This is a genomic window from Nostoc sp., assembly GCF_035638895.1.
Lineage (GTDB): Bacteria > Cyanobacteriota > Cyanobacteriia > Cyanobacteriales > Nostocaceae > Nostoc.
The window spans coordinates 18,355-29,461 of the sequence record NZ_DASQZC010000037.1; the positions used below are offsets into that span (position 1 = coordinate 18,355).

The window sequence follows — 11,107 nt, forward strand, 5'->3', positions numbered from 1 at the left end:
GCCCCGTCCCTGGTGTACGGAACAAATCTAAAATTGTCAATTCTTCAATCCCCAAGTTACATCCCTTTATGGGTGCAGTTAATCTAAAATCCAAAATCTAAAATTGTTTGATTCTAGGAGATTTGATCATGCCGACTCAAAATACAGACATCACTGAAGTCGATCGCAGTCAACCCATACTGCATCAACATGGATATGAAATTCAGCAGCAAGTTTGGTTTCTGGCAGAACATTTGGTGGATACACCATTGGTACGCAGTTAAATTCAGCAGATCGGGTGTTGTAAATGAATAACTAACAGTACTTCAGCAATAGTTCTTTAAATTAGTTCATTCTTGACTCCATTTATCCATTGCAGATAACAGAAAAAGAGAACTTTATGACTAATTATGACTACATTGTAATCGGTGCAGGGTCAGCAGGTTGTGTGGTTGCCAATCGTCTAACCGAAGACAATGACACAACTGTGTTACTACTCGAAGCTGGGAACCCAGATACGAAACCAGAGATTTTCATCCCAGCGGAGTGCGTCAATCTACTAGGCTCAGAGGTGGACTGGAGCTATTTCTCTGAACCAGAACCCTTCTTGAATAATCGCAAAATGTTTTGTTCCCGTGGCAAAGTCTTGGGAGGCAGCAGTTCGATTAATTTCATGATGTATGTCCGAGGCAATCATCACGATTATGACCACTGGCAGGAGTTGGGAAATCCCGGTTGGTCGTACCTTGATGTTTTGCCTTATTTCAAAAAATCTGAACAGCAGCAACGCGGTGCCTCCGCCTACCACGGAGTTGATGGGGAGTTGAGCGTTACCGATCTCATTGCGCCTACTGCAATTTCTCAACGATTTGTAGAGGCATCTGTGGCAATGGGATTTGACTACAATCCTGATTTCAACGGTACGCAGCAGGAAGGAGCCGGACTCTATCAGCAAACTATCAAGGAGGGTAAACGGCACAGTGCTGCTGCTGCGTTCCTTGTGCCCATTTTCCAGCGTCGCAATTTGACCATAACGACTGGGGCATTGGTGACTCGATTGTTGTTTGAGGGAACCCGCACCGTTGGAGTGGAATATCTGCACGAGGGAATGCTGCACCAAGTCAGGGTTGATCGGGAAGTGATTTTAAGTGCGGGCGCGTTCGATTCGCCCAAGCTGCTAATGCTTTCCGGCATTGGGGATGCAGCACACTTACAAACATTAGGGATTCCTGTTGTCGTCGATCTGCTAGGTGTTGGGCAAAACCTGCAAGACCACATTTTCTCTCCTGTGGTATACCAAGCAACTCAGGATTTACACTTTGCCAGCACCAGTGGTATCGGGGAAGCTGGATTATTTTTGCATAGCAAGTGGAATTCAGCGGTTGCACCCGATTTACAGTTTCTATTCGGTTCCATTCAGCTCTTACCCCCTGGCTATGCTCCAGCAGCATTCGGATTTACCGGTGCAGTAGCTTTGACCCATCTGCAAAATATTGGCAGTGTCGGTTTGCGATCGCCTGATCCCAAAGACACACCGATGCTTCAGATGAACTACCTGCAAAATGAAACTGATGTGAAGAAGCTGGTTGAGGGAATTAAATTAATGCGGCAATTGTTTCATAGCAACTTCTTTGATGAGTTTCGTAGTGCAGAAATTGCTCCGGGTGCTGAGGTTCAGAGTGATGAAGCACTCGTTGCTTATATCCGCAACAATTGCAGTACAGTGTGGCATCCGGTTGGCACTTGCAAAATGGGCATTGACTCAATGGCAGTGGTAGACCCTGAACTACGGGTACATGGAGTTGAAGGATTGCGAGTTGTTGATGCTTCCATCATGCCAACAATCACCACGGGAAATACGAACGCACCCACCATCATGATTGGTGAGAAGGCAGCAGATTTAATTAAAGCAGGTCGCACAGCACGAACGGTTCTCAGCAAATCTAACGTCCAAAATTCGGCGTATTCATCTATTTAAAAACGGGCGATCGTCTTTGATCAATCTCAGATTATCATACCTGTTGAGCATTTATCGGTCGATGTTAGGCAAACAGAAGACTCGGCCTCTGTGAAGGAATACACAATGGCACTGATTACAACACCATTCGGACGACATTCCACCGCCGCTGAGGTCGTACAAGGAATTGATCTTTCCGGCAAGCGGGCGATCGTTACGGGAGCCGCATCGGGCATCGGCTTAGAAACGGCGCGGGCACTGGCTCAAACTGGAGCGATCGTCACACTAGCTGTGCGTAATACCGATGCTGGAGCGCAAGTCGCGGCTGACATTATGGCTACTACTGGGAACCGGAATATTCATGTTGCTTTGCTTGATTTAAGCGATCGCAACTCAATTGCCAAGTTCATTGCTGCCTGGCGTGAGCCACTGCACATCCTCGTTAATAATGCAGGGGTAATGGCACTGCCCGAACAGCGCACACCTGAAGGCTGGGAGATGCAATTTGCCACTAACTATCTCGGACACTTTGCCCTAGCGCTCGGACTACACGACGCTCTCGCTGCCGAGGGTGCTGCCCGTATCGTGGTGGTTAGTTCTAGCGCACACCTGATGTCGCCCATTGTGTTCGATGATATTCACTTCATGTTCCGTCCTTATGATCCGTGGTTGGCGTATGGACAGGCCAAGACCGCAAGCATCCTCTTTGCTGTGGGTGCTACTGCGCGCTGGTTCAAGGATGGCATTACTGCTAATGTTTCACTTTAAGATTGATACAGATTTTTGCAGGGGGAGCAGAGGGAGCAAGAATAGTGATTTATTTGTATCAATAATTTCGTGAAATGGTGTAAAAGTGAGCTTCACGCTGTTGATGAACGAATTGCCGATCGTAAGTCTGCCTGTATTTCGTCCATCATCCCCACGATCGCCACGGGAAATACAAACGCACTTACTATCATGATTGGCGAAAAAGCAGCAGATTTAATTAAAGCGGAGTACACCTTGTAAAGTCTTCCCAACAAGCTTAATGTTAAAAATTTGTCACACTTGTCTATCTAAAAACGGCATGAACGCCTGCCTTATCGGAACCGCAAACTTGAGCATTCGTAACACAATTCATTCATTAGAAGGAGTACTTCCATGACAAAATCATTCTGGCTTCTTGGTTCTCGCCTCACCATCCTCGCCGATTGCACCACGACTGATGGTAAATACGACCTGATTGAGGGCTATTTCACTCCTGGTACGCAGACCCCGCCCCATCGCCATACCCGCTATTCCGAACAACTTTATGTGCTGGAAGGAGAGTTTACTGTCTGGGCGGGTGAAAACAAGGTTGTGCTAGGCGTTGGTGAAAGCTTTTTCATCCCGCCTAACACCATCCATGTAGTCGCCGCACTTAGCGATAAACCAGCTCGCGGGTTGGTTGTTGCTGCGCCTAGTGCCTTTGCTCAACTAATAGAAGCAGCAGGGACGCTAAACGAGAATGAGAAAACTGACTTGGCACTATTCATGCGCGTCTCTAGCGAAATTGGCGACGAAACTCTGGGTGCGCCCGGAGATCTCCCTTAGAGATTAAGCTGACTATTCTTCCTCCTGACTCCACTCTCCATTAGTAACTGATCGCTTTAAACCCAACAATCAAAGGATTAACATAATGGGAAAACTAGAAGGAAAAATCGCTCTTGTCACGGGTGGCAATAGTGGTATCGGTCTTGCCACAGCTAAACAGTTTGTTGCGGAAGGTGCATACGTCTACATCACGGGTCGTCGCCAAGTCGAACTGGATGCTGCTGTAGAAGCTATTGGTAAAAATGTTACGGCTGTACAGAGCGATGTTTCTAATCTGGCAGACCTCGATCGTCTGTTTGCCACCATTAAGCAAGAGCAAGGACACCTCGATATCATCTTCGCTAATGCTGGCGGTGGACAAATTGCTCCACTTGGAGCAATTACTGAGGAACACTTTGACAAAACATTCAACATAAATGTTAAAGGTTTACTGTTCACTGTACAAAAGGCACTGCCACTGTTGCCAGAGGGCGCTTCTATTATCCTGAATGCTTCGACTGCTTCTATAAAAGGTACGCCAGCTTTCAGCGTTTACAGCGCCACCAAAGCCGCTGTGAGATCGTTTGCTCGGAATTGGACACTTGACCTTAAAGAACGCAAGATCCGAGTGAATGCCATTAGCCCTGGTGTGGTTCCGACTCCTGGTTACGATCATTTGGGATTGAATGACCAGCAGTTACAAGAATTCGTAGATAGCCAAGCCAGCGCCATCCCACTGGGACGAGTCGGCACACCCGATGAGATTGCCAAAGCCGTTGTCTTTCTCGCTTCAGATGACAGCAGCTTTGTGAATGGCATTGAGTTGTTTGTCGATGGTGGTATGGCACAGATTTGAAGTCCAAAAGGAGTTAAAGATGAAGCTGATCTCTGTTAATGTCGGACTACCGCGTGAAGTGTCCTGGAAAGGAAAATCCGTCCGCACTGGAATTTCCAAAGAGCCAGTTAATGCGAGAGTTATGGTGCGTGAACTCAATTTAGATGGCGATCGCCAAGCGGATCTCACCGTTCATGGTGGAGTTGACAAAGCCGTATATGTCTATCCCTTTGAGCATTATGATTACTGGCGAAGCGAATTGCCTGACACAGAGTTAACGCCAGGGATCTTTGGGGAAAATTTCACAGTCACAGGATTGAGAGAAGAAGAATTGAACATTGGCGATCGCTTCCAAATCGGCAGTGTGGAACTAATGGTAACTCAACCGCGTTTACCCTGCTACAAACTAGGGATTCGCTTTGGCCGAGTGGATATGGTGAAACGATTTCTCGCCAGTCGTCGCACCGGATTTTACTTTCGGGTTTTGCAAGAGGGTGAAGTGGTCGCTGGAGACACTTTAGAGTTGATGAGTCGAGATACCAACAATATTACTGTTGCTGATATCACTCAGCTTTATGTTCGTGAGCGAAACAATCCAGAGTTACTGCATCGTGCAACTCAACTAGAAGCGTTACCCGAAAGCTGGCGGGACTACTTTCAGGAGCAGATCCGTCGTCAAAATGTGAGATAGATCGACCTGTCGTAAAACGTCATCATGTCACTTTTATCACTTACAACAAGTAATCCCATGACTACATATCGCACAGTTTCAATCGATGGTTTAGATATCTTCTACCGTGAAGCGGGTTCCCGTGATAATCCAACGATTCTGTTATTGCACGGCTTTCCAACCTCATCCCACATGTTCCGTAATCTCATACCAGCACTTGCTGATAAATTCCATCTCGTTGCTCCTGACTACCCTGGCTACGGCAACAGTTCTACGCCAAGTGTAAATGAGTTTGATTACACGTTCGATAATTTGGCTGAGATTGTGGAGAAATTCATTGCTGCGATCGCTCTCAAAAAGTACAGCCTTTATGTAATGGATTATGGCGCACCAATTGGCTATCGGATTGCCGCTAAATATCCAGAGCGCGTGCAATCTCTGATTGTTCAAAATGGCAATGCTTACGAAGAAGGTCTGCGCGAATTCTGGGAACCAATTAAGGCATACTGGCAAGAGCGATCGCCTGAGAATGCTGAAAAGCTCGAATATCTTGTCACCCTGGAAGCAACGAAGTGGCAATATACCAATGGTGTTCGCAATTTAGAAGCAATCAGCCCCGATACCTGGACTATCGATCAACATTTCCTCGATCGCCCCGGCAACGGTGAGATTCAACTGGCACTGCTGTATAGCTATGGTACGAATCCACCGCTCTATCCTCAATGGCAGGAGTATTTTCGCAAATATCAACCTCCAACTCTGATTGTTTGGGGCAAGAACGACTACATCTTTCCTGCTGATGGTGCTTATCCCTACCAGCGCGATCTCAAAGATGTTGAGTTCCATCTACTCGATACCGGACATTTTGCCCTGGAAGAGGATGGGGATGCGATCACAAACTATATCGATCAATTTCTCACATCACGGCTGCAATCCGTTCTCGCCTGATTCAGTGGGAATGATCGATTATCCGACCATAGCTCATGCTCAGATATGAACGTTTGAATAAACAGGATCAACTATTTCTGATTCTGTTGAACGATTTGAATTCATAAAGATTAAAGGCATGACTACTTATCGCACAATGGCAAGCTTACTTACGCCAATATCAACCACCCACGCTGATTGTATGGGGCAAAAATGACCAGGGCTTTTTAGTCGAGGGGGCTTATGCCTACAAACACGACTTAAAAAACCTGGAGTTTCATTTGTTTGATACGGGGCACTTTGCTCTGGAAGAAGATGGGGAAGCGATCGCAGACCATATTCACCGCTTTCTGACCACTCACGTTGTAGAGAACACCAAGCTAACCACTACTAACAAATAGTTTTGGCTCTTAAACAATGTCGATAAAAAGTAATTGTCATTCTACAATTACTGCTGATCAAACAACAGTGTCACCTCAACAGATTGTTTACAAGTTATTAAAGGAGAATGTCATGGTTGCTCAAGCAAACTCGCAAGCAGCAAAAATTTTGGAAGTCGCGAACGATCCACGTCTTTCCAAAGGAGTAAAGGAATTTTTGAAACTGCTGAATTCAGGGGGTGTGGCACTGGAGAAACTCACTCCACTCGAAGCACGTCAAGTTCTTGTGGATGCACAGGCTTCGGCTCCAGTAGACCTTTCAGGCATTGAAGAATCTGAAAAAACGATTACTGCTGATGGTTATTCAATTACCCTCAATATTGTACGACCTGAAGGGGTCAAAGGCACATTGCCTGTTTTCATCTTTATTCATGGTGGTGGTTGGGTGCTAGGTGATTACCCAACACACAAGCGCATGGTTCGCGATCTGGTTGTGCTTTCAGGGTTTGCAGGTGTCTTTGTCAACTATACTCGCACGCCAGATGCTCAGTACCCACAGGCAATTAATGAGATTTATGCTGCGACCAAATGGGTTGCCGAGCATGGTGAAGAGATTGGCGTGGATGGTAAGAATTTGGCAGTCGTTGGCAACAGTGTCGGCGGTAACATGACAACTGTCACTGCTTTGAAGGCGAAAGAAAAAGGAGGGCCACACATCAAGCTGCAAATTCTGATGTGGCCTATTGTAGATGCGGATTTTGAAACAAATTCTTATCACGAATTTGGCGATCAGCGTTTTCTGACTGTACCAACGATGAAGTGGATGTATGATATGTACATCGCTGACCCAGAAAAGCGCAAAGACATCTATGCTTCTCCCCTACAGGCGACGGTTGAGCAACTCAAAGGCTTGCCTCCGGCGTTAATTGTGGTTGCAGAGAGCGATATCTTGCATGACGAAGGCACAGCCTATGGACGCAAGCTCGATGAAGCTGGGGTGGAGGTGACAACAGTGCAGTACAACGGCATGATTCATGACTTCGGACTACTGAATGGTTTAGCTGAGTTGCCACAAACCCGTTCTCTGTTTGTTCAAGCTGCTGCCCAATTGAAGAAATATCTGCAATAGGATGCGATGGATGTTTTTGGGGAAGGGGAAAGACGCTCTTCCATCGCTTTGCTGCTTACCGAGTTATATCATGTCCGGTTAAAGACTTATCATTAAGACCGCAGGGGCGCAGGGGGAAAGAGATTTTCCTGGTTTTTGCACAGATGCACCGAATTATAACTAAGGAATGCGGACATTGTATTATACCAATTTACAATGGGCTACGCTAACGCAATTAAAAAACTTAGATGCAGCAAACCTTTCAGGGTTTGCATCTGTATCAGATTTTTCGTGAAATGGTATTACCTACTATGAACAGCTACACACGGAGCGCTAGGGACATTATCGGATCATCACCGTTAATTGCGATTAAAAACGAAGCACCACCCAAGCTGATTGTCGATCCACCGCTTCCCGAACCGCTAGCGCAGGGACGCGTCTTCATCCAGTACCGGACGGAGAATTTGCGTGTGTTGCCAGTGTTCGGCAAAGGTGCCCTCGAAGTATCGCCGCGCATCGGTCATATCCACATCACCGTTAACGATTTGCCGTGGCACTTTGTCGATGCCAGTGGGGAAACGATCATCCTGGTCGGACTGGAACCTGGCGTACACAAGGTGCTGATCGAACTAGCTGACCCCACGCACAAGGTAATCACTAGCGAAACTGTGGAGTTCACGCTGCCCGATCCTAAGAAATCATCATGAAAATAAACTGCTTTTGAGGTAATTCGGTCGGCACGGATTTAATATGCCAATTAAATCATACTAAAACAATCGCAATTCCACCGCTTACATACTATGAACAACCCTGAAAATCCTCAACTACCCCTGCCGCCTTTTGATAATGAATCTGCTATCCAAAAAGTCCGAATTGCAGAGGATGCCTGGAACACACGTAACCCTGAACTAGTATCACTCGCTTACACGTCGGATAGCATTTGGCGCAACCGCTCAGAATTTCTATCTGGCCGTGAGGCGATCGTTCAGTTCTTGACACGTAAGTGGCTTAAAGAATTGGAATACCGTCTAATCAAAGAGCTTTGGGCTTTTCAAGACAACCGAATTGCTGTCCGGTTTGCTTACGAATGGCATGATGATGCTGGCAACTGGTTCCGTTCCTATGGCAATGAAAACTGGGAGTTCGACGAACACGGATTCATGCGGTGGCGTATTGCCAGCATCAACGACCTGCCAATTCAGGAGAGCGAACGTAAATACCACTGGATACTAGGTCGTCGTCCTGACGATCATCCAGGATTGTCAGACCTGGATCTTTGAAAAGCCTGTTTTAACCAGGCTGATGACACTAGCGATCTATTCATAGTTGCATTCAGCTTTTTAATCACTGGAAAACGTTGCATATCGCGGGTGGTTTTTCAGAAAGAAAAGGGTGAAAATCAACAAGTAAGGAGAAAAATCATGAACATCAACAAGAATGACACCGCAGTAGTCGTCATTGATCCGCAAAACGATGTCTTGAGCGAAAAAGGGGTTTCCTGGGATTTGGTGGGCGAGAGTGTTAAGGATAACAAGACCATCGAAAATATTGAGCGAATCTTCAAAGCCGCGAAGCAGAATAAATTTGAGGTTTTTATCTCCCCTCACTATTACTACCCCACTGACCATAATTGGAAATTTGTCGGCAACCTAGAGCAAATGATGCTTGAGGTTAAGGAGTTTGATCGCCGTGGTGCATTGACCCTCGATGGATTCCTGGGATCGGGTGCTGACTGGCTCGATCGCTATAAGCCCTTCATTGAGGATGGCAAGACGATTGTGGTCAGTCCCCACAAAGTCTATGGGCCGCAAACTAACGACCTGGTTTTGCAACTGCGTAAACGCAACATCAGTAAAGTCATTCTACTTGGAATGTTGGCAAATCTTTGTGTTGAAGCTCACCTACGCGAATTGCTCGAACAGGGATTTGAGGTTCTTGTCGTTAAGGATGCAACAGCAGCCCCTCGACATCCGCAACTGGGTGACGGCTATAAGGCAGCACTGATTAACTTTGGGTATATCGCCAATGCAGTCCTTTCTACAGATGAAGTTGTAGCAGTAATGGACTAATGTCAAACTCATTAATCTTACAACACTTATGAAAATATCCGCATTACTTCTTGCTCTGCCAAAGTCAGTTTTTTCTGAAATTCATAACACCTTCTAGAAATCTTATTCACCTGATCAAACCCAAAGGATATGGAAGTGGACACTCAACACTATGACGACATTATTATCGGCGGCGGGTGCATCAATATCGCCTGTATTCCTACTAAAACGATGGTGGGGAGTGCCAGTGTTGCAAACACAGTGCGAAACAGTGCCGCTTATGGGGTTAAAACTAACACACCCACCGTTAATTTAGCAGAGGTGATCCAACGAAAACGAGCGGTTGTACAATCTGCGCGTGAAATGAATTTGCACAATCTAGAAACGGCTCTGGATAAAAACTTGATCATTGGCGAAGCAAGGTTTGTTGCTCCCAAAATGATCGCAGTAACGACGACTGAGGGGAACAATCGCTTACTTACCGCCGAACGCTTATTTATTAATACAGGCACACGACCGTTACTTCCATCTGTACCCGGACTTACAGAAGCTGGATTTTTGACAAGTGAGTCAATTATGGAGCTAGAACACCTGCCCGAACACCTGATCGTTCTCGGTAATGGCTATATTGGTTTAGAGTTTGCCCAGATGTTTCGGCGCTTTGGCTCTCGCGTTACTGTCATTGGGCAAAGTGAGCAAATCCTGTCACAGCAAGATTCAGATATAGTGATCGCAGTTCAAACATTACTGGAACAAGATGGTATTGAATTCTTGCTGAAGGCGAAGGTGTTGAGGGTCAATCGCACTGATAATGAAACCATCCTGCAAATCCAAGTTGGCGATCGTGAAATCACCCTCCAGGGTTCGCATTTGCTCGTCGCCGTTGGTCGTGCGCCCAATACCGAGAGCTTAAATTTAGCTGCTGCTGGTGTGGCAACCGATACACGCGGATTTATTCAAGTTAGCGATCGCCTGGAGACGAACATTCCGGGGATTTGGGCGTTAGGCGACATCAATGGCGGTCCGCAATACACCCATATATCGCTCGATGATTATCGCATTATTAAAGCTAATTTAATTGATGGGGGCGATCGCAGTACAAGCGATCGATTGGTTCCATCGTGTCTATTCATCGATCCAGAACTGGCTCATGTGGGTTTGACTGAAACTGAAGCACAGCAACAAGGATATGCTATCCGCTACTTGAAGAAATGGAAATTATAGCATCAAATAAGTATGAGGATTTAGCTGATTCTGATGTAATTGTCGTAACTGTTGGGGTACAGAGGAAACCTGGACAGAGCCGATTAGAGACGTTGAGTGACAATGCAGAGATCATACGTTCGACGATGAAAGAATTGGATCGAGAAATATAGTATAAGCTTAACTAATTTAGTAGATATCTTCTAATAGGCTACAGCGATTGATTTTTTTATAGGTATTTTTGACTTATTTTTATTTTATACTTACTTGTTGAAAGAGACGTGCATATCCTAAAGCTAGGATATATGAAGACTTTTCTACTTGTACACAGCATTTAAATAAGAAAATCTGGTTACAAAACCGATATTTTGATACTGATTATAAGGCGATAGTAGATCAAAGAAAGTTGTATATTTTCACTGTAGAAATAAAGAGAAAATAAAAAATGA

15 protein-coding genes are annotated in these 11,107 nt (G+C 45.7%); all 15 read left to right on the top strand.

Translation table 11 applies throughout. The features are described from left to right. Positions 1-128: 128 nt before the first annotated feature. The 15 genes from VE944_RS01500 (at position 129) to VE944_RS01570 (ending at position 10,831) form a co-directional block, all read left to right on the top strand. A complete protein-coding gene (locus VE944_RS01500; protein ID WP_324971224.1) occupies positions 129-263 on the top strand; it encodes a hypothetical protein in 135 nt (44 codons plus the stop codon). Positions 264-379: 116 nt separating this feature from the next. Next, complete coding sequence (locus tag VE944_RS01505) at positions 380-1,957, top strand: GMC family oxidoreductase (RefSeq protein WP_324971227.1); 1,578 nt, start codon at positions 380-382, stop codon at positions 1,955-1,957. A gap of 105 nt (positions 1,958-2,062) precedes the next feature. Further along, positions 2,063-2,704 carry an SDR family NAD(P)-dependent oxidoreductase gene (locus VE944_RS01510; RefSeq protein WP_324971229.1) on the top strand — a complete coding sequence of 214 codons (642 nt, stop codon included), beginning with the start codon at positions 2,063-2,065 and terminating at the stop codon, positions 2,702-2,704. Between the two features lie 69 nt (positions 2,705-2,773). Continuing rightward, the gene (locus VE944_RS01515) at positions 2,774-2,944 is read left to right on the top strand and encodes a hypothetical protein (protein WP_324971231.1); all 171 of its coding nucleotides are present in this window, start codon (positions 2,774-2,776) and stop codon (positions 2,942-2,944) included. A gap of 132 nt (positions 2,945-3,076) precedes the next feature. Beyond that, positions 3,077-3,508 (top strand): cupin domain-containing protein, encoded by a 432-nt coding sequence (locus tag VE944_RS01520; RefSeq protein WP_324971233.1) that lies wholly within the window; start codon positions 3,077-3,079, stop codon positions 3,506-3,508. An 85-nt stretch (positions 3,509-3,593) separates the two neighbouring features. After that, positions 3,594-4,343, top strand: a complete 750-nt coding sequence (locus VE944_RS01525; RefSeq protein ID WP_324971235.1) for a glucose 1-dehydrogenase — start codon at positions 3,594-3,596, stop codon at positions 4,341-4,343. Positions 4,344-4,362: 19 nt separating this feature from the next. Continuing rightward, on the top strand, positions 4,363-5,013 hold the full coding sequence (locus VE944_RS01530) for an MOSC domain-containing protein (RefSeq protein ID WP_324971237.1): 651 nt from the start codon (positions 4,363-4,365) through the stop codon (positions 5,011-5,013). 24 nt (positions 5,014-5,037) lie between these two features. Further along, on the top strand, positions 5,038-5,940 hold the full coding sequence (locus VE944_RS01535) for an alpha/beta fold hydrolase (RefSeq protein WP_324971239.1): 903 nt from the start codon (positions 5,038-5,040) through the stop codon (positions 5,938-5,940). Between the two features lie 128 nt (positions 5,941-6,068). Then, positions 6,069-6,320, top strand: coding sequence for an alpha/beta fold hydrolase (locus VE944_RS01540; protein ID WP_324971252.1), 252 nt, complete (start codon positions 6,069-6,071; stop codon positions 6,318-6,320). Positions 6,321-6,336: 16 nt separating this feature from the next. After that, the gene (locus VE944_RS01545; protein ID WP_324971241.1) at positions 6,337-7,428 is read left to right on the top strand and encodes an alpha/beta hydrolase; all 1,092 of its coding nucleotides are present in this window, start codon (positions 6,337-6,339) and stop codon (positions 7,426-7,428) included. A 227-nt stretch (positions 7,429-7,655) separates the two neighbouring features. Continuing rightward, on the top strand, positions 7,656-8,114 hold the full coding sequence (locus tag VE944_RS01550) for a DUF6130 family protein (RefSeq protein ID WP_324971243.1): 459 nt from the start codon (positions 7,656-7,658) through the stop codon (positions 8,112-8,114). A 93-nt stretch (positions 8,115-8,207) separates the two neighbouring features. Continuing rightward, a complete protein-coding gene (locus tag VE944_RS01555) occupies positions 8,208-8,687 on the top strand; it encodes a nuclear transport factor 2 family protein (protein WP_324971245.1) in 480 nt (159 codons plus the stop codon). Positions 8,688-8,828: 141 nt separating this feature from the next. Continuing rightward, a complete protein-coding gene (locus VE944_RS01560) occupies positions 8,829-9,476 on the top strand; it encodes a cysteine hydrolase family protein (RefSeq protein ID WP_324971247.1) in 648 nt (215 codons plus the stop codon). A gap of 129 nt (positions 9,477-9,605) precedes the next feature. After that, positions 9,606-10,679, top strand: coding sequence for an FAD-dependent oxidoreductase (locus VE944_RS01565; protein ID WP_324971249.1), 1,074 nt, complete (start codon positions 9,606-9,608; stop codon positions 10,677-10,679). Further along, the gene (locus tag VE944_RS01570) at positions 10,667-10,831 is read left to right on the top strand and encodes a lactate/malate family dehydrogenase (protein WP_324971251.1); all 165 of its coding nucleotides are present in this window, start codon (positions 10,667-10,669) and stop codon (positions 10,829-10,831) included. Before VE944_RS01565 ends, VE944_RS01570 begins: the two co-directional genes overlap by 13 nt. Positions 10,832-11,107 lie beyond the last annotated feature (276 nt).

Coding starts and splice junctions, on each gene's coding strand:
- VE944_RS01500 (WP_324971224.1), top strand. CDS start 129: ATGCCGACTCAAAATACAGACATCACTGAAGTCGATCGCAGTCAACCC.
- VE944_RS01505 (WP_324971227.1), top strand. CDS start 380: ATGACTAATTATGACTACATTGTAATCGGTGCAGGGTCAGCAGGTTGT.
- VE944_RS01510 (WP_324971229.1), top strand. CDS start 2,063: ATGGCACTGATTACAACACCATTCGGACGACATTCCACCGCCGCTGAG.
- VE944_RS01520 (WP_324971233.1), top strand. CDS start 3,077: ATGACAAAATCATTCTGGCTTCTTGGTTCTCGCCTCACCATCCTCGCC.
- VE944_RS01525 (WP_324971235.1), top strand. CDS start 3,594: ATGGGAAAACTAGAAGGAAAAATCGCTCTTGTCACGGGTGGCAATAGT.
- VE944_RS01530 (WP_324971237.1), top strand. CDS start 4,363: ATGAAGCTGATCTCTGTTAATGTCGGACTACCGCGTGAAGTGTCCTGG.
- VE944_RS01535 (WP_324971239.1), top strand. CDS start 5,038: ATGTCACTTTTATCACTTACAACAAGTAATCCCATGACTACATATCGC.
- VE944_RS01545 (WP_324971241.1), top strand. CDS start 6,337: ATGTCGATAAAAAGTAATTGTCATTCTACAATTACTGCTGATCAAACA.
- VE944_RS01550 (WP_324971243.1), top strand. CDS start 7,656: ATGCAGCAAACCTTTCAGGGTTTGCATCTGTATCAGATTTTTCGTGAA.
- VE944_RS01555 (WP_324971245.1), top strand. CDS start 8,208: ATGAACAACCCTGAAAATCCTCAACTACCCCTGCCGCCTTTTGATAAT.
- VE944_RS01560 (WP_324971247.1), top strand. CDS start 8,829: ATGAACATCAACAAGAATGACACCGCAGTAGTCGTCATTGATCCGCAA.
- VE944_RS01565 (WP_324971249.1), top strand. CDS start 9,606: ATGGAAGTGGACACTCAACACTATGACGACATTATTATCGGCGGCGGG.
- VE944_RS01570 (WP_324971251.1), top strand. CDS start 10,667: ATGGAAATTATAGCATCAAATAAGTATGAGGATTTAGCTGATTCTGAT.